The organism is Streptomyces sp. CG4, assembly GCF_041080655.1.
In the GTDB taxonomy this organism is placed as follows: Bacteria; Actinomycetota; Actinomycetes; order Streptomycetales; family Streptomycetaceae; genus Streptomyces.
The window spans coordinates 5,922,405-5,948,417 of the sequence record NZ_CP163525.1 but is presented as its reverse complement, the minus strand read 5'-3'; the positions used below and the strand labels follow the sequence as shown (position 1 = coordinate 5,948,417).

Genomic DNA, 26,013 nt, shown 5'->3' with positions numbered 1-26,013 from the left:
AGGCACTTTTGGGGGCAGAGCCGACCAATCAAGATCACTTGTCACCGGGTCCCGGGCGCGTTGTCAGTGGCAGGTGCGAGGATGCCTTCCAGTACTGGCCGATGTGCTCGTGTGGGGTGGGGGGAAGTCCGTCCCGCGCAGACCCGCGCAGAAGGGACCGCTGACGCCGATGCAGATCCGGCTGACCGTCGTAGACCCGCTGGGCCCGTCCTCGCAGCGGGGCCGTGCCGCGAGCCGCGACGTGCTGGTCACGGCGCCCACCGGCACGGACCTGGGCGCGATCGCGTCGGCGCTGGCCGGGGCGGTCACCGGGGAGGGCGGCACGGGCCGCGACACCGGTGGCGCGGCCGTGGTGCTGTACGCGGGTGCCGAGCGCCTCGATCCCCGCCGCCACACCCTCGGCGAGCCTCCGCTGATCGACGGCGCCGTGCTGTCCCTGGCCGCCCCGGCGGCCCCCGAGCCGCATCCCGAGCTGGACGACGCGCCGGCCCAGCTGCATGTCGTCGCGGGGCCGGACGCGGGCGGAGTCCATCTGCTGCACGGCGGGCGGATCACCGTGGGCCGCTCCGGCGAGGCGGACGTACCGCTGGACGACCCCGATGTGTCCCGGCTGCACTGCGCGGTCACCGTCGGCGCGGACGGACGCGTCGCGGTCGCCGACCTCGGCTCGACGAACGGGACGGTGCTGGACGGGGGGCGGGTGGGGGAGCGGCCCGTGCGCTTCCCTGCCGGGGGCCTGCTGCGGATCGGGGAGTCCGCGCTCCGGGTTGCCGCGGTGGGGCCGGCCGCGGGGGCGCAGGTGCGGGTCGTCTCCGACGGGGAGGGGTGTGTGCGGGTTGTGCGGGGGGAGGTGGCGGGGGCGGGTGAGAGTACCGGTGCGGGTGCCAGTGCGGGTGCGTTGGGGGGCAACCGGCCTTCGGCCGGGTCTGGGTTCCCAGCCGTGCAGGCGTCGTCGTCGGGTGCGGGTGGCCCTGGTGGGGGCGGAGCACTGTCGGCGGCTGCCGGTGGTGTGTCCGGGGGGTACGAAGATGCTGCTCAGCACGGGTATGACTCCGGCGGGTGGGGGTCCTCCGGGGGTGGGGGGCTGGAGCATCGGCGTGGCGAGCCGGGGATCGTGCCGGGGCAGGGCGGGGCGCCGGCTGTCGAGAATCGGAGCGGCGGAGATACGCATGCCGGTCGCTTCGGCGTCGGAGGGGCGCGCCCGGCGGGATACGGGACCACCGACGGTGACCCGGAATCCGGCGGGGATCCGCTGGCGCACGGCCGCAAGGACACCCCCGGCCGAAGCGCCGAGGGCCCTCAGGGGGCACGGCGGCGCGGGCTCGGTGCGTGGGCGCGGCGGCTGGCCGGCGGGCGCGGGGAGCAGCCTGTCGCACCCGAGGTGTACGGCGGGACCGCGGCCCCGGCTCACGCCGCCCCGGCGGTCGTCGCGCCGCAGCAGCCCGAGACCTGGCCGGATCCGGCCGCACTGCTGCTGACGGCGCTCGGTCCCGGGCCCCGGCTGTGGGAGCGCGGGCCCGGTCACGCGGAGGCGCTGACCGTGCGCCTCGGCACCGCCGACCGGAGCGCGCCGGACGGCTCCGGCCTGCTGCCCGCGGTGCCTGTGACGGCGGCACTGCGCGAGGCGGGCGCGCTCGGCCTGGCCGGTCCGCGCCCCCGGCTGTCCGGTCTGGCCCGGGCCGTGGTCGCCCAGCTGGCCGCGCTGCACTCCCCCGACCAGCTGGAGATCGTGCTGATCAGCGCCGACCGCGCGCGTCCGGTGGCCGAGCGTACGGCCGAGTGGGCCTGGCTGGGCTGGCTTCCGCACGTCCGGCCCGGCCATGGCCAGGACTGCCGGCTGTTGCTGGCCTACGACCGCGAACAGGCGGCGGCCCGCGCGGAGGAACTGCTGCGCCGGGTGGACGACCACGCGACGACCGTCCGCAGCGCGGCCCACCCCGCCGCCCCCGCACACGGCGAGCCGCCCAGCACCGCCGCGCAGGGCTCCCGCCCGTCCGCCGCCGCCCAGGCTTCCGCGCGGGGAGCCACGGGCGCACTCGGCATGCCCGCCCCGGGCCCGGCGGCCCTCGGCAACCACGGCGCCGGTCCCGCCACCCCGGCCACGCCCGCCGAGGGGCACGTTTCCGGCCACCCCGGCACCACCACACCGGCCGGACCATTCGCCTCCGGCCACCCCGACAGCTCTGCCACACCGTCTCGGGTACCCGTCACCGGCCACCCCGGCAACTCCGCCGCCCCCGGGCTCGGGCACGCACCCGGCGCCCCCGGCGTTCCGCCCCGGACATCCGCCACGGGCCACCACAACCCCGGCCTCGGGCACGCCTCCGGCACTCCCGGCGCACCGGATCAGGCCCCCACCGCCGACCACTTCGGCGGCTACGGCAACTCCCCGCTGGGGCACACCCCTGGCACCCCTGGCGTACCGCCTCAGGCACCGGCCCCCGACCGCCCCGGCGGCTACGACAACTCCGCGCTCGGACACGCGCCCGGCACCGCTGGCCTACCGCCCCAAACACCCGTCACCGGCCACCCCGGCGTACCGCCCCAAAAACCCGCCCCGAGCCACCCCGGCACCCCCGCCGCGCCGCCCCAGGTACCCGTCACCGGCCACCCTGGCGGCTACGAGAACGCCGCGCTCGGGCACGCGCCTGGCACCCCCAGCCACCCGGGCAGCTCCGCCAACTCCGCACACCCGCACACCCCCGGCACCTCCAGCGCCCCCGGCACCCCCACCCAGAACCTCGCCCCCGTCCACGGCGCACACGCCGTCGCGGCCGCCCGGCGGCCCTCCTGGGCCAAGGGTGATGGTGAGGTCGCTGGGGGCGGTGGGTTCCCCGGGCCCTATACCGTCGTCGTAGTGGACGGGGATCCCGGTGGCGGTGCGCTGCGGGACGCTGTGGCGCGGCTTGCCGTGGCCGGGCCGCGGGTCGGGATTCATGTGGTGTGTCTCGCCGAGACGGAGCCGGCCTCGGCCGCCTCCCCCGTGGCGGGGACGTACGAGGCCGCGTGCGCGGCGACGCCGACGTTCCGGCACTGCGGTGCCGTGGCGCTGCTCAGCGGTGATGTGGCGACGGCTCTGCATCTGATGCGGGTGGCGCCCGGCGGGCCCGTCGGACCGGGCACGCTCGCCGCCGTGGACGCCGTCTCCCCCGCCTGGGCGGAGCGGTTCGCGCGCGCCTTGGCTCCGTTGCGGCCGGACGGCCCGGTCGGTGAGCGGGACACGCGTGTGGCCACGCCGTTGCCGCAGTCGGCGCGGTTGCTGGACGAGTTGGGGCTGGCCCGGGCCACCCCGGCGTCGCTGATGGCGCGCTGGGCGGACGCGGCCGACGACGCCCAGGCACTGGGCGGGCGGGCGCGGGCGGTGCTCGGCGCCGGGCCACGCGGGCCACTCGTCGCCGAGTTGGCGGCCGACGGGCCGCATCTGCTGGTCGAGGGGCCGGCCGGCAGCGGTCGTACGGAGCTGCTGCGGGCCGTGGTGGCCTCGTTGGCCGCCGCCGAGCGGCCGGACCGGCTGGGCGTGGTGCTGGTCGACGGCCGGGACGGGATCGGGACGGGCGCGGCGCGCGGCGAGGGTCTGCGGGTGTGCACCGACATACCGCATGTCACCACGCATCTCGTCGCCAACGACCCGGTGCGCATGCGGGAGTTCGCCCAGTCGCTGACCGCCGAGCTGAAGCGGCGGGCGGAGCTGCTGGGCCGCACGGACTTCGCGCAGTGGCACGCGGGGCGTGCCGTGCCGGGCCGGATCGTGGCGCAGCGCGCGCCCGGGAGCGGTGACATAGAGGCGCCGCCCAGCTCCACCCTGCGGCTGCGGCCGGGGGCAGCCGGGCGGCAACAGGCAGAGGCGGCACCGCCGTTGCCGCGGCTCGTGGTCGTCGTGGACGACCTGGACGCGCTGGTCTCGCCCTCACTCGGTTCACCGGGCCGGCCCGCCGCCGGGTCGGTGATGCGCGCACTGGAGGCGGTGGCCCGGGACGGCGAGCGGCTCGGGGTGCATCTGGTGGCGGCGGCCGGGATCGGCGGCCGTACGACGGAGACCGAGCCCGCGCGGCGGGCGTCCCTGCGGGTCGTGCTCGACGCCCCCGCCTCGGGTCCCGATGAACCGGCGCCGGGACGTGGGGTGTTGGCGTACGCGGACGGGCGGGTCGTCGGTTTCCAGGGTGGCCGGGTGACGGGGCGTATCCCGCGTACGGCGACCCAGCGGCCCACGGTCGTCCCGCTGGACTGGCAGCGCATGGGCGACCCGCCGGCCCGCCGGCCCGTGCGGGAGCTGGGCAACGGTCCCACCGACCTGGCCCTGTTGGCGAGCGCGGTGGAGCGGGCGGCCCGCGAGGTGTCGGCGGCACGGGTGCCGTCCCTCCTCTGACCGTCCCTCCTCAGACCCTCCCTGCGCCCCTCCCGACGGAACCGGCTCGCCCCTCTCACCGGAACCGGCTCGTCCCTCCCACCCGGAACCGGCCCGCATACACCCCCGGTCACGAGCCGGTCACGATGCGCGGGTTGACAGCGCAGGCGCTCTTGCCGCCCCTGAGCGGCCCGGCGTACACCGGACCGCACGGGACAGTGACACTCTTCTTGAGTTCGACGAGTTCGACGACGTACCACGACACACCGTGGCGTACCAGGCACGCACGGCGACATACCATGAGGTACCACGACGTTCAACGGAGAACGACGAACGGGGAAGTGATGCGCAGCAAGAGCAGCAGCACCATCCGGACACACAGAGCCGTCACCGCACTCGCCGCGCTGCTGGCCGGAGCCCTCGCGCTCAGCGCCTGCTCCAGCAGCGGCAACAAGAGCGGCACCAAGGAGCAGAGCGGCGGGGAGCAGACCCCGGCCGGCCCCTCCGTCACCCTGCCGAAGCTGAACGGCGCCCATCTGGAGGTGGCCGCCGTCTGGACCGGCGCCGAGCAGGACAACTTCAAGAAGGTCCTCGCCGAGTTCGAGAAGCGCACGGGCGCGACGGTCACCTTCGTGCCCGCCCAGGACCCGATCATCAACTTCCTCGGTTCGAAGATCGCGGGCGGCCAGCCGCCGGACGTGGCGATGCTGCCGCAGCCCGGCGCCATCAAGCAGGCCGTGCGGCAGAAGTGGGCCAAGCCGCTCGGCCCGGACGCCCTGAAGGAGCTGCAGCAGAACTACTCGCGGGGCTGGCAGGACATCGGCAAGGTCGACGGCAAGCAGTACGGCGTCTACTACAAGGCCGCGAACAAGTCGCTGATCTGGTACAACGCCAAGGTCTTCGAGAACGCGGGCGCCAAGGAGCCGGGGACCTGGCAGGACCTGCTGACGACGGCGCGGGCGGTGTACGACTCAGGGGTCACCCCGTTCTCGGTGCCGGGCGCGGACGGCTGGCCGCTGACGGACTGGTTCGAGAACGTCTATCTGTCCCAGGCGGGGCCCGAGAAGTACGACCAGCTCACCCAGCACAAGATCAAGTGGACGGATCCCTCGGTCAAGCAGGCCCTGACGACGCTCGCCCAGATCTGGGGCAAGAAGGACTATCTGGCGGGCGGTCAGGACGGCGCGCTGCAGACCGAGTTCCCGGCCTCGGTCACCCAGACCTTCACCGGCGGCGACCAGCCGAAGGCCGCGATGGTCTACGAGGGCGACTTCGTGCAGGTCAACATCGCCGAGACGAAGGCGAAGGTGGGCACGGACGCGAAGGTGTTCCCGTTCCCGGCCGTGGGCGCCACCGCGCCCGTGGTCTCCGGCGGTGACGCGGCGGTGATCCTGAAGGACTCCAAGGCCGCGCAGGCCCTGGCCACCTTCCTCGCCTCCCCGGACGCGGCGACGATCCAGGCGAGGCTCGGCGGCTATCTCTCGCCGAACAAGAGCGTGCCGATCTCGGCGTACCCGAACCCGGTGCAGCAGAAGATCGCCAAGGCGCTGATCGCGTCCGGCGACGACTTCCGCTTCGACATGTCCGACCAGGCCCCGCAGGCCTTCGGCGGCACCCCGGGCAAGGGCGAGTGGAAGGACCTGCAGGACTTCCTGAAGAACCCGGCGGACGTGGCGGGCGCGCAGGCGCAGCTGGAGAAGGACGCGGCAGCCGCGTACGGAAACGGGAGCTGATCCGGCGATGGCGTCGGCAGCGGCGGCCGGGGCCCCACCGGGCCCGGCCGCACCCCGCGGTCGCAGGAGCGTGACCGGCACCCGGAAGACCGTGGCAGCGCTGTTCCTGCTGCCCGCCCTGGTGCTGCTCGGCGCGCTCGTGGTCTACCCGATCGGGTACTCGGTCATCCGCAGCTTCTACGACTCCTCCGGCGACGGGTTCGCCGGCGTCGACAACTACAAGACCCTCTTCACGGACGACGGCATCCGCACCGCCCTGAAGAACAACGTCATCTGGGTGGTGTTCGCGCCCACGGTCTCCACCGCGCTCGGCCTGATCTTCGCGGTGCTGACCGAACGGGTGCGCTGGGGAACGGCGTTCAAGCTGGTCGTCTTCATGCCGATGGCGATCTCGATGCTGGCGGCCGGGATCATCTTCCGGCTGGTGTACGACCAGGATCCGCACAAGGGGGTCGCGAACGCGGTGTGGGTGGGGGTCCACGACACCTTCGCGCAGTCGTCGGCGTTCCCGAAGGCCCACCCGGGCCGCGAGTCGCCCCTCGTCGCGCAGAACGGCGGCTTCATCACCAGGGCCACCGTGCACGTCGGTCAGACCGTCACCCTTCCCCTTGTCGGCGTCGCCCCCGAGCAGATGCCGGGCAGTGCGAAGAAGGCCGTGGCGGCCAGGCCGGAGCCGGGGAAGATCACCGGCACCACCTGGCAGGACTTCACGCGCGGCAAGGGCGTGGGACAGCTCGGCGTGCCCGATCCGTCCGAACTGGGCTATGCCGGGATGCGGATCGAGGCGGTGAAGGACGGCAAGGTGGTCGCCGCCACCAAGGCGGCCGGTGACGGCACCTTCACGCTGCCCGCGTCCGCCGACGGGGCTCGACTGCGGCTTCCGGCAGACAACTTCAAGGAGCCGTACAACGGTGTCGAGTGGCTCGGCCCGGCGCTGGTCACCCCGGCGATCATCGGGGCGTACGTATGGATGTGGGCCGGTTTCGCGATGGTGCTGATCGCGGCCGGGCTCGCGGGCGTGCCCCGGGAACTGCTGGAGGCGGCGCGGGTGGACGGCGCCACTGAGTGGCAGGTGTTCCGCAAGGTCACCGTGCCGCTGCTCGCGCCGGTCCTGGCGGTGGTCACCGTCACGCTGATGATCAACGTGCTGAAGGTGTTCGACCTCGTCTACATCATCGCGCCGGGCTCCTCCCAGGCCGACGCGAACGTGCTCGCCCTGGAGCTGTACCGCAAGGGCTTCGCGGAGAACCGGCCCGGCGTCGCGAGCGCCATCGCGGTGCTGCTGCTGGTGCTGGTGATCCCGGTGATGGCATTCAACATCCGTCGGCTGAGGCGGGAGGTGCGGCGATGACGGCGACCGCCGGGAGCATCACGGAAGCCGGCCCCGGCCGGGCGGTGCGGGCACGGCAGTCGCTCGGTTCGAGGATCGCCGAGAGGCTGAGCGGCGGTCTGGTCCGGGCGTTCCTGATCGTGGTGGGCCTGTTCTGGCTGGTGCCGACGATCGGTCTGCTCATCTCCTCGCTGCGCTCGCCCGAGGACATGAGCGCGAGCGGCTGGTGGAAGGTGTTCGCCAAGCCGTCCCAGCTGACGTTCGACAGCTATCGGAAGCTCCTGGAGAACGGCGACATCACGCACTCCCTCTGGAACACCGTGCTGATCACGGTCCCGGCGACGGTGCTGGTCGTGGTGGTCGGCGCGCTCGCGGGCTATGCGTTCGCGTGGATGGAGTTCCCGGGCCGGGACTGGTGGTTCCTGGGCGTGGTCAGTCTGCTGGTGGTGCCGGTGCAGGTGGCGCTGATCCCGATCGCCGAACTGTTCGGAAAGGTCGGCCTGTTCGGGACGATCCTCGGGGTGATCCTGTTCCACACCGGCTTCGGTCTGCCGTTCGCGGTGTTCCTGCTGCGGAACTTCTTCGCGGAGATCCCGCGCGAGCTGCTGGAGGCGGCCCGGCTCGACGGGGCCGGTGAACTGCGGCTGTTCGCCCGGGTGGTGATGCCGCTCGGCGGGCCGGCGATCGCGAGCCTCGGCATCTTCCAGTTCCTGTGGGTGTGGAACGACATGCTGGTCGCGCTGGTGTTCACCAAGTCGGGCACCCAGCCGATCACGGTCGCGCTGCAGACGCAGGTACGGCAGTTCGGCAACAACATCGACGTGCTGGCGCCCGGCGCGTTCATCTCCATGGTGATCCCGCTGGCCGTGTTCTTCGCGTTCCAGCGGCAGTTCGTGTCGGGGGTGATGGCGGGCGCGGTCAAGTAGCCCGCGTACCCGTGTAGCCCGTGTGTGGTACGGCCCGTAGCCCGTATGGCCCTACGGGCCGTAACCAATTCACTCCATCGGCCGTTTCCGGTCAAAGTCCCCGCGCCGACCGACGACCCATGGATGTCCCTTGCCCAGGTTCAGTGTCATTGTCCCCGCGTACCAGGTCCAGGCGTATCTCTCCGAGTGCCTGGACTCGGTGCTCTCGCAGTCGTATCCCGATCTGGAACTGATCGCCGTGGACGACTGCTCGCCGGATGCCTGCGGCGCGATCATCGACGAGTACGCGGCCCACGACGCACGCGTGCGGCCCGTGCACCTGGCCGAGAACCAGGGGCTCGGCCGGGCCCGTAACGCGGGGATGGCCGTGGCGAGCGGCGACTATCTGGTCTTCCTGGACAGCGACGACACGCTCACCCCGGACGCGCTGCACTCGATCGCCGACCGGATCAAGGAGTCCGGCGAGCCGGACGTCCTGGTGTACGACTACGCGCGCACGTACTGGGACGGCAGCCAGGAGCGCAACCACCTCGCCGCCGAGCTCGCCGAGCAGGGCCCGGCGCCGTTCCGTCTGGAGGACCGGCCGGGGCTGCTGGAGGTGCTGATGGTGGCCTGGAACAAGGCCTACCGGCGGGAGTTCGTCGAGGAGTACGGCTTCGCGTTCCCGCCGGGCTACTACGAGGACACCCCCTGGACCTTCCCGGTGCTGATGACGGCGGGGTCGATCGCCACCCTGGACCGGGTCTGCGTGCACTACCGGCAGCGCCGCCAGGGCAGCATCCTCGGCACCACCAGCTCCCGGCACTTCGATCTGTTCGACCAGTACGACCGGGTGTTCGCGTATGTCGAGGAGCATCCCGAACTGGCGCGGTGGCGACCGGAGTTGTTCCGCCGCATGGTCGACCACTGTGCGACGGTGTTCACCAGGCCGGGCCGGCTGCCGCGCGGGAGCCACGGCGAGTTCCTGCGCCGGGCGCGCGCCCACTACCGCCGCTACCGTGTCCCGGGAGCCCGGCTGCGGCGGCGGAACGTCCTGGTCCGCTTCGGCCTGCACCGCACGTTCCGCGCCTGGCAGCTGTTCTCGGCCGCGCGGCAGCGCACGCTGAAGGCGGTGGTGAAGCTGGCCCGCGCCGTGCGTGCCGGCGCGCTGCGGCTGCACTACCGGATCCAGCTGCGGCTGCCCGTGCGCGCCGACCGGGCGGTGTTCGCCGCCGGCGGGGGCCGCGGCCACGGCGGCGATCCGGGCGCCCTGGAGGAGGCGTTCCGCACCCATGCCCCGCAGGTGCGGACCGCGTGGATCGCCCGCCCCGAGCACCAGCACGCGGTCCCGCCCGGCCCGCGCCGGCTGCGGCCCGGCACCGCCGCCTACTGGACGGCGCTGGCCCGCTCCAAGTACCTGGTCACGGACGACGTGCTGGACCGGCGGCTGCGCAAGCGGCGCGAGCAGATCGTGATCCAGACCCGGCAGGGCACCCCGCTCAAGCACATGGGCCTGGACCTGCAGGAGCGCCCGGCGGCGGCCCGCGGCACCGACTTCGCGGAACTGCTGCGCGGCGTCGACCAGTGGGACCTCGTCGTGTCCGGGAACCGGCACTCGACCCTGGTCTGGGAGCGGGTCTTCCCGGGCCGCTACACGACGCTGGAGTACGGCGCCCCGCGCAACGACGTCTTCCAGCGGGCGACCTCGGCGGACGTGACCCGGCTGCGCGAGGCGCTGGGTATCCCGGAGGGCGCGGTCGCGATCCTGTACGCGCCGACCTACCGCGACCATCTGCGCACCCAGCACCCGCAGCTGGACCTGGAGCGGATCGCGCTCCGGCTCGGCCCGCGCTTCGTGATCCTGGCCCGCCCCCACCCCACCCGCGGCGGCCCGCTCGGCACGGGCGCCCGGGTGATCGACGTCGGCGACCACCCGGACGTGGCGTCCCTCTGTCTGGCCTCGGACGCGCTGCTCACCGACTATTCGTCGATCATGTTCGACTACGCCGATCTGGACCGGCCGATCGTGGTGCACACCGGCGACTGGCAGGCCTTCCGGGCGTCCCGCGGGACCTACTTCGACCTGCGGGCCTGCCCGCCGGGCGCGGTCGCGCGCACCGAGGACGAGCTGATCGACATCTTCGCGACCGGCCACTGGCGCGGCTCGCGCTCGGCGCAGCTGCGCGCGGCGTTCCGGGACCGGTTCTGCCCGTACGACGACGGTCGCGCCGCCGAGCGGGTCGTACGGCATGTGGTGCTGGGCGAGCCGGGTCTGCCGTCGGTGGTGCCGGTGGCGGAGCGCAAGCCGGTGCCGTCGGCCTGTGCGCGCTCCCCGCTGGCCACCGTGCCGCAGCCTTCCGGTTCCCTTTCCGTCCCCGAGAGGCGGTGAACACCGTTGATCGCTTGGGGAGTTCCCCTGCCCCTCGGTTCGACGCGGCCCACCCCGAGCCGGCCGCCCACCTGGCGTCCGGCGGGACGGCCCGGCCGCGCGGCCGGCCAGGTCGGCCCGGTCGGCCCGGTCGGCCCGGTCGGCCCGGTCGGCCCGGTCGGCCCGGTCGGCCCGGTCGGCCCGGTCGGCCCGGTCGGCAAGACGACAGAAAGTACAGAATGCCCCGCTTCAGCATCATCGTCCCGTCCCCTGGGGCGGCCGCCCGGCTGTCCCAGGCGCTGGACTCGGTTCTCGGCCAGTCCTTCGGCGATCTGCAGCTGATCCCGGTCTGCGACGCCCCCGGCTCCCCGGCCGCCTCGGTGGCTGCCGGATTCGCGGAGCGGGACTGCCGGGTGACCCCGGTCGGCTCGCCGCCGTCCGCCGGCCCGAGCGGGGCGCGCAACGCCGGGCTGCGGGCGGCGACCGGAGCGTATGTGCTGTTCCTCGACGGCGACGACCTGCTGCTCCCGGGCGCGCTCGCGGCGCTGGACGCCCGGCTGACCGAGACCGCCTGCGTGGACGTGCTCTATGCCGAGCACGAGCGCGCCCCCTGGTGGGAGGGCGAGCCCACCAACCCGGCCGCGCCCCTGCTGGCCAGAGCCCCCAAGGGCGCCTTCACCCCGGCCGAGCTGCCGGAGCTGACCGGCGTCCGGCTCCCGGCGTGCAGCGCGGTCTACCGCCGCAGCTTCCTCACCGAGCACGAACTCACCTTCCCCGAGAGCCATTTCACCGACCTCGGCTGGGGCGGACTGACCACCGTCGCGGCCGGGCGGATCGCGGTGCTGCGCCGGGTCGTCGTACGGCACCGGCTGCGCCGGCAGGGCAGCCGGCTCCATCTGCCGGGGCCCCACCAGCACACCGTGCTCGACCAGGTGGACCTGGTGCTGACGACGGCCGCCGAGCGTGCGCTGCCCGCCGACCGGATCCGGGCGCTGTTCGAGCAGCTGTTCGCCGCTGTGCTGAAGACGGCGTCCCGGCCGGAGCGGCTGCCGTCCGGGCACCGGGCGTTCTTCCGCCGCGCGGCCCACCTTTACCGGCACCACCGGCCGCCGGGCTACCGGACGCCCGGTGGCAGCCTGGGGGTACAGCACCGGCTGCTGGCGTCCGGCGCGTACACCGCCTTCCGCGCGCTGCGCGGCGCCAACCAGGTGGCCACCAGGGCCGGCGAGCGGCTGCCCCGCCCGCGCGCGGTACGCAACCGGCTGCGCTACGCCCTCGCCCTGCGCCGCCCGCTCGACCCCGAACTGGCCGTGTACTGCGCCTACTGGGGCCGGGGTTATGCCTGCAACCCGGCCGCGATCCACGCCAAGGCCCGCGAACTCGCCCCGCACATCCGGTCGGTGTTCCTGGTCGAGGCCGGCCAGGCGCACACGATGCCGCAGGACGTGGACCACGCGGTGATCGGCTCCCGGCGCTACTGGGAGGTGCTGGCCCGCGCGAAGTACCTCGTCAACAACGCCAACTTCGCGGAGGGGATCGTCAAGCGGCCCGGCAGTGTGCATCTGCAGACCCAGCACGGCACCCCGCTGAAGACGATGGGCGTGGACCAGTCGACGTATCCGGTGGTGGCCGCCCGGTCGGGCAGCTACACCAGGCTGCTGGGCCGGGTCGACCGCTGGGACTTCAACCTCTCCGCCAACCGGCACTCCACCCAGATGTGGGAGCGCGCCTTCCCCGGCTCCTACGAGCACCTGGAGTACGGCTATCCGCGCAACGACGTCTACTGCACGGCGACCGGCGAGGACGTGCTGCGCATCCGGCGCGAGCTCGGCGTCCCGGAGGGCTCGACGGCCGTGCTGTACGCGCCGACCCACCGCGACCACCACACCGGCTTCGAGCCCGGCCTGGACCTGGCGGCGTTCTGCGACGCGGCCGGTGAGGACGTGGTCGTCCTGCTGCGCGCCCACTACTTCTACGACCGGGGCCGGATCCGGAGTTCCGGCGGCATCGACCGCATCATCGACGTGACCGCGCACCGCTCCTCGGAGGACGTCTGCCTGGCCGCCGACGCGCTGGTCACCGACTACTCGTCGATCATGTTCGACTACGCCAACCTGGACCGGCCGATCGTCGTGTACGCCGACGACTGGGACGTCTACCGGGAGACGCGGGGCGTCTACTTCGACCTGACGGCCGAGCCGCCGGGCCTGGTCACGCGCACCGCCGACGAGCTGGCCGCCGTCTTCCGCGACGGCTCGTACGCGGGTGCGGAGGCCACGGAGCTCAGGGCCGCGTTCCGGAAGAAGTTCTGCGAGTTCGACGACGGGCGGGCCGCGGAGCGCGTCGTACGGCGGGTGCTGCTCGGCGAGCCGCCGGAGGCGGTGCCGCCGGTGATCCCGCTCGCGGACCGCGTCCCCGCCCCCGCCGCCGCGACCCTCGTGAGGAGCTGACCCGCCGTGCCCCGCTTCAGTCTGATCGTGCCCTGTTTCCGGGCGCAGGGCTTTCTGCGCGAGTGCCTGGACTCGGTGCTGTCCCAGTCCTTCGGCGACTTCGAGCTGATCGCCGTGGACGACCGCTCCCCCGACGGCACCGGCGCGATCCTCGACGAGTACGCCGCACGCGACCCGCGCGTGCGGGTGCTGCACCTGCCGGAGAACGTGGGCCTCGGCCGGGCCCGCAACGCGGGCCTTATGCACGCCACCGGCGACTACCTGTTCTTCCTGGACAGCGACGACCCCCTCACCCCGGGCGCGCTGCGGGCCGTCACCGACCGGCTGGCGGAGGCCGCGGAGCCGGACGTGCTGGTCTTCGACCACGCGCGCACCTACTGGTGGGGCGGCACCCGGCGCGACGCCCTGGCCGAGGTGCTCACCGAGGCCGGCCCGGACACCTTCACCGTCGACACGTACCCGCGGATCCTGGACCTGCTGATGGTGGTGTGGAACAAGGTCTACCGGCGGGAGTTCGTGGCAGCGCGGGGCTTCGCCTTCCCGCCCGGCTCCTACGCGGACACCCCCTGGACCTTCCCGGTCCTGCTCAGCGCCCGGCGGATCGCCGCACTGGACCGGATCTGCCTGAACCACCGGCAGCGCCGGCAGGGCAGCATCCTGTCCACCACCAGCTGCGAGCACTTCGACATCCACGAGCAGTACGAGCGGGTCTTCGCGTTCGTCGAGCAGCGCCCGGAGCTGGCGCGCTGGCGGCCGTATCTGCACCGCAGGATGGGCGAGCACTGCCTGGACATCCTGGCCGAGCCGGACCGGCTGCCGCCCGCCGACAAGGCCGAGTTCTTCCGGCGTACGGCGGCGATGTTCCGCGCCCACAAGCCCGAGGGCGCCCTGGTCGACGGCGAGACCGGCGCGCTGGAGGGCTCCTGGACGGGGTACCGGATCCGGCGGCAGGCGGCGCGGGCCGGGCAGGAGACGGCACGCCGGGCCGGCCTGGTCCGCGACGCGGCCGGCGCGCGGGCCCGCTCCGGCTGGGCGGCCCTGCACGCGTGCCGCCCGCTGGACCCGAACCTGGTCGTCTACTCGGCCTCCTCGCACCGGGGCGTGCTCGGCGACCCGGCGGCCGTCCACGCCAAGGCCCGGGAGATCGCCCCGCAGCTGCGCGGGGTGTGGGTAGTGCGGGACGCGGAGACCGCCGCGCGGCTGCCGCCGGACGTGGAGCACGTGATCATGGGCTCGCGGCGCTATCTGGAGGTCACCGCGCGGGCGGCGTTCTTCGTCAACGACGTCAACTGGCCCGGCGCGCTGGCCAAGCGGCCCGGCAGCGTGCACATCCACACCCACCAGGGCACCCCGCTGAAGTACCTGGGCGCCGATCTGCGGGACAGGCCGGGCGCCCGGCTCGGCTTCGACGTGCCGGAGATGCTGCGCCGGGCCGACCGCTGGGACTACAGCCTGGTCGCGAACCGCCACTCCGAGCTGGTCTGGGAGCGGGCCTACCCCTGCCACTTCACCTCGGTGCGCACCGGCAGCCCGCGCAACGACGTGCTGGTGAACGGCGGCGACAGCGACTTCCGGCAGCGGCACGGCATCCCGGAGACGGACGTGGTGGTGCTGTACGCGCCGACCCGCCGGGACTACCGCCGCACCGGGCACGTGGAGCGCTTCGACCTCGCCCGGTTCGCGGCCGACCTGGGCAAGGGCCACACCCTCGTGGTCCGGCTGCATCCGTCGCTGGCGAACGGTCCGGCGCGCGGGCTGGGTCTCGCGGAGCTGGCCCGGCGCGGGATCGTGGTCGACGCGACCGACGAGCCGCACCTTACGGACGTGCTGCTCGCGGCGGACGTGCTGGTCACCGACTACTCGGCCGTGATGTTCGACTACGCCGGCCTGGACCGGCCGATCGTGGTGCACGCCGACGACTGGCCCGCCTACACCGCGAGCCGGGGCACCTACATCGACATCACCGCCGAACCGCCGGGCCATGTCACGCACTCCTACCGGGAGCTGGCCTGGCTGTTCGCCTCGGGCTGCTGGCGCGACGAGGAGTCGGCGCGGCTGCGGGCGGACTTCCGGGCCCGGTACTGCGAGTTCGACGACGGCCGGGCCGCCGAGCGGGTCGTACGGACGCTGCTGCTGGGCGAACCGATGCCGGAGCCGGGCGCGGTACGGATCCCGGGGCAGGCGACGGAGCGGGATGCGCTGACGTCGGCGTAGGGACGCGGGACGGACAAGGGGGCTGGTGCGGGCGTGGCACCAGCCCCCTCGGTATGCGCGTGTTACTCGATGACGAGGTCGACGTCGATGTTGCCGCGGGTGGCATTGGAGTAGGGGCAGACCTGGTGGGCGGTCTCGACCAGCTTGCGCCCGGTCTCCTGGTCCACGGTGTCGGGCAGCTCGACGCGCAGCGTCACCTTCAGCCCGAAGCCCTCGCCCTGCTTGCCGATGCCGACCTCGGCGGTCACGGCCGCGTCGCTGACGTCGACCTTCGCCTGCCGGCCGACGAGACCGAGGGCGCTGCCGAAGCAGGCGGCGTATCCGGCGGCGAAGAGCTGCTCGGGGTTGGTGCCCTCGCCGTTGCCGCCCAGCTCCACCGGCGGGGCCAGCTTCAGGTCGATCTTGCCGTCGGAGGAGACGGCGCGGCCGTCCCGGCCGTGGGTGGCGGTGGCGACTGCGGTGTAGAGCGCGTCCATGGTGACCCGTCCTTCTCGATCTTCTCGATGCGGTGTCCGTTGCGGGCTTGCGGGTACAAGTAGAGCACACAATTAAGTTGTGCACAACCAAATGGCTCGCAAGAGCTACCCTGGGAGGCATGACCGCCTCGCCCTCCTCTCCTTCCTCCCCCGCCGACACCGAGTGGCTGCGCCTGGACCGCCAGATCTGCTTCTCGCTGCATGCCGCGTCCCGCGCCTTCAACGGCGTCTACCGCGTGATCCTCAAGGACCTCGGGCTCACCTATCCGCAGTACCTGGTGATGCTGGTGCTGTGGGAGCACGGCGAGCTGCCCGTCAAGAAGCTCGGCGAACATCTGCGGCTCGACTCCGGCACGCTGTCCCCGCTGGTCAAGCGGCTGGAGGGGGCGGGTCTGGTGCACCGGGAGCGCAGCGCGCAGGACGAGCGCTCGGTACAGGTGCGGCTCACCGAGGAGGGCGCGGCGCTGCGCGAGCGGGCCCTTCGGGTGCCGCGCCGCATCATGGGGGCGACCGGCTTCGACCTCACGGAACTCGCCGACCTGCGCGAACGCCTCGACCGGCTCACGACGGCGCTGGACGCGGCGGCGGTGGCGGAAGCGGAGCGCGAGGCGGGCTGGGCCAGGGGTTAGGCCCTGTCGAAAGCAGTGGCCGGAGCATCTGCGTACGGACGTACAGCCGTACGACCGTCCCGTCCCGCAGGATCGTCTTCCGGCCGGTGAAGTCCCGGTTCAGCACGGCCAGTTCGGCCCGCTCGGCGGGCTTGCGCGGGGCCCGGTGCCCGGTGAGCAGATTCCCGTCCGCCACGACCCACACCCGGTCCAGCCGCCCCAGCCGCCGCCGCATCTCACGCACCCCGGCCTCGCGCCCGTACAGCGTCCCCGACTCGGACGCACTCTCCACCAGCGCCACATCCCGCAGCCCCCGGAAGGCCTCCGGATAGGCGAGGGCCGCATTGCGCACCTTGTCCGGCAGAAACACCACCGCGTCCCCACCCGCCGACTCCCGCTCCACGACCCGCGAAACCGCCCCCAGGTCATCGGCGCGGGCACCGGGGTCACGATCGGCCCGGAGAAGCGGCAGCTGGTGAAGGAAGCCGAGGGCGACGGCGAGGACACCGGTAAGGGTGACGAGAGACGACGGCGACAGGGGGGACCCGCTCGTCCGGCCACCGGCGCACAGCCGCCCCACCGCCCCCGCCACCCGCTCGGCCCCCGCCGCCACCAGCAACGGCGCCCCGCTCAGCGCGTACAGCACATACCGGTCGACATACAGCGGCGAGACCTGGGACGCCAGCATCAACACCGCAGGGGGGACCACCGTCAACGGCAACGCCACCCCCACGAGGGTGACTTCACCCCGCCGCCCCACCAGACCCACCAGCCCCACCAGGGCGAGCAGCAGACACACCTCGTACACCCCGCCCGCAGGCCCGAGGAACCTCCGCACCAGCTCTTGCGCCGTATCCGCCGTGGGCCTGCACAGCCACGCCACCTGCGCCGCCTGCCCCCGCGACACGAGCGCCATCGGCAGCAGCGAGACCCCGACCGCGCCCGCCGCACACAGCCAGCTCCGCCAGACCGGCGCCCGGGCCCGGACCAACGCCAGCGACACCGCGTGGGCGCACAGCAGCAGCACCGCGAACTCGTGCAGCCAGCAGGTGAGGCCGAGGACCGCGCCGTACGCCCGCCAGGCCCGCCGGGAGTTGCCCTGCACGGCCCGTACGAACAGCAGCGTCGCACCGGTGGCCCCGGCCGCCACCAGCGCGTACGAGCGGCCCTCCTGCGCATAGTGGCCGGCCATCGGCACACCGGCGTAGAGCAGCCCGGCCCACAGCCCGACGCACGGCCGGGCCAGCCGACTGCCGAGCGCCGCCACCAGGGCGGCCGTCACCGCCGCCGCGCACACCGACGGCAGCCGCAGCGCCACCTCGCCGGGGTGGACGGCGAGGACGGCGTGCATGAGGAGGTAGTAGAGACCGTGCACGGCGTCCACGTCGTGCAGCAGCCGCCAGATCTGCGGCACCGTACGCCGCGCGACCTGGAAGCTGACGGCCTCGTCGCGCCACATCCCGTCCCGGTCGAGCCCCCAAAGCCCGATCGTGAATATCACCGTTGCGGGTACGCCCACGGCAACCCGGCGGCGTGTCCGGGCCCGCCGGCTCTCCGGCACGTGCGTCGCCCCACCGGCCGGTGCGACGGCTGTGACGGCAGGCGCCCTGTGTGACTGCGGTTTCGGAGGAAGCCCGACGTTCACCACGGCCCGTTCTTTTACGATTAACCAACCTTTTAACCGCACCACGGCGTATCGGCATCGACACACCATCCCCGCCGCTTAGGCTGCCACGCGATGAACCGTCTCCGTGTCACTTCCGGTCCGGTCCGCGCCCTCGCCGCCCTCTGGGTCACCACGCGTGGCCTGATGCTGTGGCTGCTCCTCCACGACAGCGTCCCGCTGCTCGGCGGGGGCACGGTGGCGGGTGAGGTGTCACAGCTCTACTTCCACTGGTATGGCATCCTCGTCCACGGCTCCTTCCCGGTGCACGACACCCTGTGGCAGTACCCGCCGGGCGCGGGCGCGGTGCTGCTGGCGCCGGGCCTGCTGCCGTGGCTGACGTACTTTCAGGCGTTCGTGATGCTCACGCTGGCCACGGACGCCCTGGTCACGGCGGCTCTGGTGGCCGTGGGCACACGGCCCGGGCGCAGCCTGCTCGGCGCGGCCCTGTGGACGTGTGGTCTGCCGCTGCTGCTGCACATCCCGCTCGCCCGGTACGACGTGCAGGTCACCGCCCTGGCCGTGCTCTCCCTGCTGGTGCTCGGCCGCTCCCCGCGCGTCGGCGGAGTGCTCGCGGCGCTGGGCGCGCTGGTGAAGGTGTGGCCGGCGCTGGCACTGCTGGGCACGCCCCGGGGACGGGCCACGCGCGGGGCGTGGGGATGGGCGGCGGGCGCCGGATTCGCCACGCTCGCCCTCTTCGTCGTGACGTTCGGGCATCCGCTGTCCTTTCTGCGGGAGCAGGGCGGGCGCGGGGTGCAGATCGAGTCGCTCGGCGGTACGGCGCTGAGCCTGGCGCGGCACGCCGGCTGGTCGGGCGGGCCGCGCTTCCAGTACGGCGCCGTCGAGATGGTCGGCCCGCATGTGCACGCCGTCGCCACCGCCGCCCTGGTGCTGACGGCGGTCTCCTTCGCGCTGCTGGTGCTGTGGCGGGTGCGGGCGCGGCGCTGGAGTGCGGCCACGCCGTTCGACGCGGCGCTGTGCGCGGTGCTGCTGTTCACGGTGACCAGCCGGGTGATCAGCCCGCAGTACATGATCTGGCTGGTCGGTCTCGCCGCCGTGTGCGTGACCTCGCGCCCCACGAGCCAGCGGCCGGTGGCGGCGCTGGTCCTGGCGGCGACCGCGCTGACCACCCTGGAGTTCCCGATGCGCTACAACGATGTGATCGAAGCCACCTGGACCGGCTGTCTGCTGATGCTGGCCCGCAACGGGATCCTGGCGGCCGCGGCCGTGCTGTCGTTCGTCCGGCTGTGGCGGGCGACCCGGCCCGATGGAGAGGGCGCACAACTGACGGAACCCCGACCCGGTTCCGACCGCCTTCCGGACCGGGCGGCGCTGAGTCTCTCGTAACCTGGTAGTAGTAAAAATTCTCAGCAGCGTATGACCGAGTGTTTCTACGCTCCCGGCCCGTGGACCCGATGCGACCAGACCCGTCCGACACACCGGACACAACCGACACCCCCGATACAGCAGGTACCGCCGAGTCGAGCCCCGACACGGCGGGCGCCGCCGATGCGCCGCGCGCGGCGCAGGTCGGCGTCGTCGTCATCGGCTACAACGACCGCGCTCATGTGGGCGACGCCGTGCGTTCGGCGCTGGCCCAGGGGCCGGCGGTCGCCGAGGTCATCGCCGTGGACGACTGCTCCACGGACGACAGCGCCGACCTGCTGGACCGGCTGGCCGCCGACGAGCCCCGGCTGCGGGTGGTGCGCCGGGATGTGAACAGCGGCGGCTGCGGCAGCCCGCGCAACAACGGGATCGACGCGCTGACGACTCCGTACGTGATGTTCCTGGACAGCGACGACGTGCTGCCGCCCAGCGCGGTGGACGCGCTGCTGGCCGCGGCCACAGGGGCGCACGCCGAGGTCACGAGCGGGCTGTGCGTACGCCGGGAGCTGCCCTCGGGGCGCGAACAGCCCTGGCAGGAGCCCCTCTACACGGCGCACACCGTCCTCGCGCGTCCCGCCCAGCGCCCGCGCCTGGTCCACGACACGCTGTGCGTCAACAAGCTGTACCGCACCGACTTCCTGCGCGAGCACGGCATCCGCTTCCCCGACGGCCGCTTCCTCTACGAGGACATCGTCTTCACCGCGCGCGTGCTGGCCGCCGCGCCGCGCATGGCACTCGTACCGGACCGCGTGTATCTGTGGCATGTACGCAGGTCGGCCGAGCAGTTGTCGCTCTCGCTGGACCGGGATCGCATCGACAACTGGAAGGCGCGCGTCGCGGCGTGCACGCTGGCGTACGACACCCTGCTGGGCGCCGGGCAGAAGGAGCTGGCGCGCGCGGTGCGGGCCAAGTTCCTCGACCACGAGGTGCGGATGTACACGCGCGAGCTGGGGTTGCGCGACGCGGACTACCGGCGCGCGTGGTGGGAGCACACCCGTGAGTTCCTCGCGCGCTACGACGCCGCCGACTGGGAGCTGAACCCGAGCGCCCCGGGCCGGCTGCTCGGGCGGGTCGTCCTGGAGTCGCCCGAGCCCCGCGACCTGCCCCGCATGCGGGAACTGGCCGCGCGCCCGGCGCGCCTCCTGCCGCCGTACGCCCGCACCCCCGACGGCGTCCCCGTCTGGGCCGAAGACCTCCCCCAGATCACCCTCGCGCCGTACCTGACCCGGCCGATCGCCGAGCTCCCGCTCGCCTTCGACGCGGAACTGCAGCCACGCGCGCGTGCCTCGCGCCTGCTGCTGCGGCTGCACGAGCTGTACGGCAGGGTGGCCGAGGCGGACCCGCGCGAGGTGGACGTGGCGTGGCAGTGCCGGGACGACGAACGCGTCCGCGGGCGCACGACGGTCCCGCTCACGCCCTCCGGCACGGAGACAGGCACGGAGACAGGCACGAAGACGGGCCCGGAGACCGGCGCGGACAGCTGGTCGGCCGAGCTGCCCGTCGGCCTGGGCGCGCTCGGCGCGGGCACCTGGGACCTGCGGCTGACCGTGCGCTTCGCGGACGGCGCGGAGCGGGAGGTCACGGCGCACGCCCTGACGGGCGCCGGGCGGCTGCGCCGGAGCGCCGTCCCGAGCGCCCGGCACGGTGTGCTGCTGGTGCAGCCGTACGCCACGCACTCCGGTGCGCTCGCCGTCCGTGTGGCGTCCGGCGTGCGCGGGGTGGTACAGGTGGCACGCAGCCGGCTCCGCCGGTTGCTTCACTGAGAGAGCCCCGCTTCACTGACGCACGGGGACCGACTGACGAGGAGAGACGGGCCGCACCATGACCTGGCTGATCACCGGCGGTGCCGGATACATCGGGGCACACGTCGTACGGGCGATGACCGAGGCGGGCGAACGCACGGTCGTCTACGACGACCTGTCCACGGGCGTCGCCGAGCGCGTACCGGCGGAGGTCCCGCTCGTGCGGGGCTCCGTCCTGGACGCGGACCGGGTGGCCCGCACGCTCGCCGAGCACGAGATCAGCGGGGTCGTGCACCTGGCGGCGAAGAAGCAGGTGGGCGAGTCGGTGGAGCGCCCGCTGCACTACTACCGGGAGAACGTGGAGGGCCTGCGGGTCCTGCTGGAAGCGGTCACGGCGGCCGAGGTCCCGTCCTTCCTCTTCTCCTCCTCGGCGGCGGTCTACGGCATGCCGGACGTCGACCTGGTGACGGAGGAGACCCCCTGCGTCCCGATGTCCCCCTACGGCGAGACGAAGCTGGCCGGCGAATGGCTGGCCCGCGCGACGGGCAAGGCGACCGGGCTGTCGACCGCGTCGCTGCGCTACTTCAACGTGGCCGGCGCGGCGAGCCCGGAACTGGCCGACACGGGTGTGTTCAACCTGATCCCGATGGTCTTCGAGAAGCTCACCGAGGGCGCGCCGCCGCGCATCTTCGGCGACGACTACCCGACGCCGGACGGCACCTGTGTGCGCGACTACATCCACGTGGTCGACCTGGCCGAGGCCCATGTCACCGTCGCCCGCGCGCTGGCCTCCTCCCCCGGTACCGACCTGACCCTCAACATCGGCCGCGGCGAGGGCGTCTCCGTGCGCGAGATGATCGACCGCATCAACGCGGTCACCGGCTACGACCGCGCGCCGACCGTCACCCCGCGCCGCCCCGGCGACCCCGCGCGCGTCGTCGCCTCGGCCGACCGCATCGCCACCGAACTGGGCTGGCAGGCCAAGTACGACGTCCAGGACATGATCACCTCGGCCTGGGAGGGCTGGCTCCGCCACCACCCGGAGGCGGCCCGCTCGTAGGCACCCCGGAGTCGTAGGCTCCCCGGATGACCGGTCCCTCCCGCATCGAACGCGCCGTCGGCGCCGTGCTCGGTTCCGCCGTCGGTGACGCCCTCGGGGCGCCCTTCGAGTTCGGCCCCGAGGGCGCTCTCTCCGCCCGCTTCCCGTATCCGGGACACGGCGGGGAGATGTGCGGGGGCGGCGGCTGGGATCCGGGCGAGGCGACCGACGACACGCAGATGGCGGTCCTGACCGCCGAGTCTCTGCTGGAGCGCGGCGGGCTGGACCTGCCGGACGTCTTCCGCCGCTTCCAGCGCTGGGCGGCGTCCGGCCCGAAGGACATCGGCCTCCAGACGGAGGCGGTCCTGAGCGGCGGCGCCCCCTGGGACACGGCCGCCGCGCGCCACTTCCAGGTCAGCCAACGGGCCGCCGGCAACGGCGCGTTGATGCGGGCGGCCCCCTCCGCGGTGCACTTCGCCCACCGCGGCCGCGCCGCCACGATGACCGCCGCCCGCCGGCTGTCCGCCCTCACCCACGGCGACCCGGCCGCGTGGGAGGGCACGGCGGCGTTGCACGAGCTGATCCGCGTGGCCCTGACCGGGGCCGACCCGCTCACCGCCGTACCGGCGACCCTGACCGCCCTCCACCCCGACCACCGCGGGCGTTACGAGGCGGTCCTGTCCCCCGCCTGGCACCCCGACCAGGCGACCGAGTTCAACGGCGCGGTGTGGCCGTGTCTGGGCTCAGCGGTGTGGGCGCTGCGTACGACGGGGTCCTACGAGGAGGCGGTCCGCGCCGCCGTCGACCTCGGCGGCGACACGGACACGGTGGCGGCGGTCACGGGGGCGCTGGCGGGGGCGGTGTACGGGGCCGAGGCGGTACCGCTGCGCTGGCTCGAACCGTTGCATGTGCCGCTGCCGGGGTTCGGCGAACGTGTGCTGGGTGCGCAGGACCTGCGGGAACTCGCCGAGAGGCTTCTCGACAGTCCCGGCCGCGGGTAGCCGGAGGCCGGTCGCCCCCCGCGGCCCCTCCCCGGTGGTCGCTCCCGCGGCCCCTCCCCGGCCACGCCCTCACAGCGCCTTGAGCGCCCCCGCCGCGGCCCGGGCGAGGTTCTCCAGGTAGCCCTTGGGCAGCTTCGGGGAGCGGATCACCACCGCGCGCCAGTACAGGGGGCCCGAGATCAGGTCGAGGGCGAGGTCGGGGTCGACGCCCGGACGGACCTCGCCCCGCGCCTCCGCCGCCGCCACGATCTTGCTGGCCACGCCCTCCTGACCGTCCCGCAGGGCCTTCTGGAAGGCGTCGGCGATGTCGGGATTGCGGGCGGCCTCCGCCTGCAGGTCGGGGATGATCTGCGAGGCGACCGGATGGCGCAGGGCGCGGGACGTGACCTCGTAGAGCAGGCGCAGGTCGCCCTCCAGGGAGCCCGTGTCGGGGACCGGCAGGCCGAGCACCGCCATCGCCGAGACGACGTCCAGGACGAGGTGCAGTTTCGAGCGCCAGCGGCGGTACACCGCGGTCTTGCCGACCCCCGCCCGCCGCGCGATGCCCTCGATGGACATCCGGGCGTAGCCGACCGCCGCGAGTTCCTCGAAGACCGCGCCGCGAATGGCTTCGGTCACATCTTCCCGGAGTACGGCGGCCCCCGCGGGGGTCCGGCGGCGCTGGGGCGTCGGCGACTCGTCGGCGTTCGTCGTCATGACGTACAGCATAGGCCGTAACGACGATACGGTTGCGTTCCGACGTCGATTGGTTCTACTCTCACCGTTGCGACGATACGGTCCCGTCCCGGCGTAAGAGAACGTGAAGAGAAGCGTAAGGAAACGCGCGAAGCGGAGGAAACGCCGGACTTCGGACCGCAGGCGCACCCCGGCTGCTGCGGCCGGGGCGCGGCACCCCCTCCCCCCGAGCGAAAGCAGCGGATGTGAGCCAGGTCCTCGACACACCGCCCCCCACCCGGGCTCCGGCAGACGACGATCTCGCGGCGCTGGCCGCCCGGCACGGCCTGACGGTCAGCGGCGCGCGCCCCACCCTGCCCGAGTACGTCCGCCAGCTGTGGGCCCGGCGTCACTTCATCACCGCCTTCGCCACCGCCAAGCTCACCGCCCAGTACAGCGAGGCGAAACTCGGCCAGATCTGGCAGGTCATGACCCCGCTGCTGAACGCGGCGGTCTACTACTTCATCTTCGGTGTGCTGATGGGCACCAAGAAGGGCGTCCCGGACTACATCCCGTTCCTGGTCACGGGCGTGTTCGTGTGGACGTTCACCCAGAGTTCGATCCAGGTCGGCACCCGGGCGATCTCCGGCAACCTCGGCCTGGTGCGCGCCCTGCACTTCCCGCGCGCCGCCCTGCCGATCTCCTTCTGCATCCAGCAGCTGCAGCAACTGCTGTTCTCGATGGCCGCGCTGGTCGTCATCCTGCTCAGCCTGAGCGTGCCGATCTCCCTCTCCTGGCTGCTGGTGTTCCCCGCGCTGGTCCTCCAGTTCCTGTTCAACGCGGGCATGGCGATGATCATGGCGCGCATGGGTGCCAAGACCCCGGACATCGCCCAGCTGATGCCGTTCGTGCTGCGCACCTGGATGTACGTGTCCGGCGTGATGTGGAGCATCGGCCAGCTCACCAAGAAGGACCACCTGCCGCAGATCGTCACGATCCTGCTGGAGACCAACCCGGCCGCGGTCTACATCGACCTCATGCGGTACGCGCTGATCGCGAGCTTCCATGCCAAGCAGCTGCCCCCGCACGTGTGGTCGCTCGCCGTCGGCTGGGCCCTGGTCGTCGGTGTCGGCGGCTTCATCTACTTCTGGAAGGCAGAGGAGAGGTACGGCCGTGGCTGAGCAGACTCCCGAGACCCCCGAGATCCTCGACGAGACCGCCGAGGAGACCCCTGACGAGCGTGTGATGCGCGAGCGGCGCGAGCGCCTCGCCGACGCCGAGAAGATCCCCACCGTCGTCTGCGACGGCGTCGACATCGTCTACCGGGTCAACGGCACCGGCTCCGGCCGCGGCTCCGCGACCGCCGCCCTCAACCGCATCCTGCGCCGCAAGCAGGCCGAACAGGCGGCGGGCGTGCGCCGGGTGCACGCGGTGAAGAACGTGTCGTTCATCGCCTACAAGGGCGAGGCGATCGGCCTCATCGGCACCAACGGCTCCGGCAAGTCGACCCTGCTCAAGGCCGTCGCCGGCCTGCTGCCGGTGGAGAACGGCCACATCTACACCCACGGCCAGCCCTCCCTGCTCGGCGTCAACGCGGCCCTGATGAACGACCTCACCGGCGAGCGCAACGTCTACCTCGGCGGCCTCGCCATGGGCATGTCCCGCGAGCAGGTCAGGGAGCGCTACCAGGACATCGTCGACTTCTCCGGGATCAACGAGAAGGGCGACTTCATCACCCTGCCGATGCGGACGTACTCCTCCGGTATGGCCGCCCGGCTGCGCTTCTCCATCGCCGCCGCCAAGGACCACGACGTCCTGCTGATCGACGAGGCCCTGGCCACCGGCGACCGCCGGTTCCAGATGCGCTCGGAGGAACGGATCCGCGAGCTGCGCGAGAAGGCGGGCACGGTCTTCCTGGTCAGCCACAACAACAAGTCGATCCGCGACACCTGCGAGCGGACCATCTGGCTGGAGCGCGGCGAGCTGCGCATGGACGGCCCGACCGAGGACGTCATGAAGGAGTACGAGGCCTTCTCCGGCGACAACAAGAAGGCCGGCAACAAGAAGGCGGCCTAAACGTTACCGGGCGAGAAACCCCG

At 73.1% G+C, this 26,013-nt stretch carries 17 protein-coding genes; 14 read left to right on the top strand and 3 right to left on the bottom strand.

Going from position 1 to position 26,013, the window contains the following annotated elements:
- Positions 1–169 precede the first annotated feature (169 nt).
- The 7 genes from AB5L52_RS27025 (at position 170) to AB5L52_RS26995 (ending at position 15,345) form a co-directional block, all read left to right on the top strand.
- Complete coding sequence (locus AB5L52_RS27025; RefSeq protein ID WP_369366724.1) at positions 170–4,366, top strand: FHA domain-containing protein; 4,197 nt, start codon at positions 170–172, stop codon at positions 4,364–4,366.
- Between the two features lie 323 nt (positions 4,367–4,689).
- Positions 4,690–6,078, top strand: a complete 1,389-nt coding sequence (locus AB5L52_RS27020) for an ABC transporter substrate-binding protein (protein ID WP_351025326.1) — start codon at positions 4,690–4,692, stop codon at positions 6,076–6,078.
- Positions 6,079–6,085: 7 nt separating this feature from the next.
- Positions 6,086–7,429: a sugar ABC transporter permease gene (locus AB5L52_RS27015; protein ID WP_351563243.1), complete on the top strand. Its 1,344-nt coding sequence runs from the start codon at positions 6,086–6,088 to the stop codon at positions 7,427–7,429.
- On the top strand, positions 7,426–8,334 hold the full coding sequence (locus AB5L52_RS27010) for a carbohydrate ABC transporter permease (RefSeq protein WP_369366722.1): 909 nt from the start codon (positions 7,426–7,428) through the stop codon (positions 8,332–8,334). The genes AB5L52_RS27015 and AB5L52_RS27010 overlap by 4 nt, the downstream gene beginning before the upstream one ends.
- A 130-nt stretch (positions 8,335–8,464) precedes the next feature.
- On the top strand, positions 8,465–10,702 hold the full coding sequence (locus AB5L52_RS27005; protein WP_369366721.1) for a CDP-glycerol glycerophosphotransferase family protein: 2,238 nt from the start codon (positions 8,465–8,467) through the stop codon (positions 10,700–10,702).
- A gap of 218 nt (positions 10,703–10,920) precedes the next feature.
- Positions 10,921–13,131, top strand: a complete 2,211-nt coding sequence (locus AB5L52_RS27000) for a CDP-glycerol glycerophosphotransferase family protein (RefSeq protein ID WP_369366719.1) — start codon at positions 10,921–10,923, stop codon at positions 13,129–13,131.
- A 6-nt stretch (positions 13,132–13,137) separates the two neighbouring features.
- Complete coding sequence (locus AB5L52_RS26995) at positions 13,138–15,345, top strand: CDP-glycerol glycerophosphotransferase family protein (protein WP_369366717.1); 2,208 nt, start codon at positions 13,138–13,140, stop codon at positions 15,343–15,345.
- 62 nt (positions 15,346–15,407) lie between these two features.
- Here the strand turns inward: AB5L52_RS26995 and AB5L52_RS26990 are convergent, their stop codons facing one another.
- Positions 15,408–15,821: an organic hydroperoxide resistance protein gene (locus AB5L52_RS26990; protein ID WP_351025311.1), complete on the bottom strand. Its 414-nt coding sequence runs from the start codon at positions 15,819–15,821 to the stop codon at positions 15,408–15,410.
- A 119-nt stretch (positions 15,822–15,940) separates the two neighbouring features.
- Between AB5L52_RS26990 and AB5L52_RS26985 the strand changes: the two genes are divergently transcribed.
- Positions 15,941–16,450, top strand: a complete 510-nt coding sequence (locus AB5L52_RS26985) for a MarR family transcriptional regulator (RefSeq protein WP_351025308.1) — start codon at positions 15,941–15,943, stop codon at positions 16,448–16,450.
- Here the strand turns inward: AB5L52_RS26985 and AB5L52_RS26980 are convergent.
- Positions 16,383–17,930, bottom strand: a complete 1,548-nt coding sequence (locus tag AB5L52_RS26980) for a glycosyltransferase family 39 protein (RefSeq protein ID WP_369366713.1) — start codon at positions 17,928–17,930, stop codon at positions 16,383–16,385. The genes AB5L52_RS26985 and AB5L52_RS26980 overlap by 68 nt on opposite strands.
- A 237-nt stretch (positions 17,931–18,167) precedes the next feature.
- Here AB5L52_RS26980 and AB5L52_RS26975 point away from each other — a divergent pair, with 237 nt between their 5' ends.
- The 4 genes from AB5L52_RS26975 (at position 18,168) to AB5L52_RS26960 (ending at position 23,260) form a co-directional block, all read left to right on the top strand.
- On the top strand, positions 18,168–19,439 hold the full coding sequence (locus AB5L52_RS26975) for a glycosyltransferase family 87 protein (RefSeq protein WP_369366711.1): 1,272 nt from the start codon (positions 18,168–18,170) through the stop codon (positions 19,437–19,439).
- Positions 19,440–19,507: 68 nt separating this feature from the next.
- The gene (locus AB5L52_RS26970; protein WP_369366709.1) at positions 19,508–21,241 is read left to right on the top strand and encodes a glycosyltransferase family 2 protein; all 1,734 of its coding nucleotides are present in this window, start codon (positions 19,508–19,510) and stop codon (positions 21,239–21,241) included.
- Between the two features lie 58 nt (positions 21,242–21,299).
- On the top strand, positions 21,300–22,280 hold the full coding sequence (gene galE / locus AB5L52_RS26965; protein WP_351025297.1) for a UDP-glucose 4-epimerase GalE: 981 nt from the start codon (positions 21,300–21,302) through the stop codon (positions 22,278–22,280).
- 26 nt (positions 22,281–22,306) lie between these two features.
- Positions 22,307–23,260 (top strand): ADP-ribosylglycohydrolase family protein, encoded by a 954-nt coding sequence (locus AB5L52_RS26960; RefSeq protein ID WP_369366707.1) that lies wholly within the window; start codon positions 22,307–22,309, stop codon positions 23,258–23,260.
- Positions 23,261–23,329: 69 nt separating this feature from the next.
- Here AB5L52_RS26960 and AB5L52_RS26955 read toward each other — a convergent pair whose 3' ends face one another.
- Positions 23,330–23,956, bottom strand: a complete 627-nt coding sequence (locus tag AB5L52_RS26955; RefSeq protein WP_351025292.1) for a TetR/AcrR family transcriptional regulator — start codon at positions 23,954–23,956, stop codon at positions 23,330–23,332.
- Between the two features lie 224 nt (positions 23,957–24,180).
- Here AB5L52_RS26955 and AB5L52_RS26950 point away from each other — a divergent pair, with 224 nt between their 5' ends.
- Both AB5L52_RS26950 and AB5L52_RS26945 read left to right on the top strand, forming a co-directional pair.
- Positions 24,181–25,095 (top strand): ABC transporter permease, encoded by a 915-nt coding sequence (locus AB5L52_RS26950; RefSeq protein WP_369366705.1) that lies wholly within the window; start codon positions 24,181–24,183, stop codon positions 25,093–25,095.
- Positions 25,096–25,159: 64 nt separating this feature from the next.
- On the top strand, positions 25,160–25,990 hold the full coding sequence (locus tag AB5L52_RS26945) for an ABC transporter ATP-binding protein (protein ID WP_351563295.1): 831 nt from the start codon (positions 25,160–25,162) through the stop codon (positions 25,988–25,990).
- Positions 25,991–26,013 lie beyond the last annotated feature (23 nt).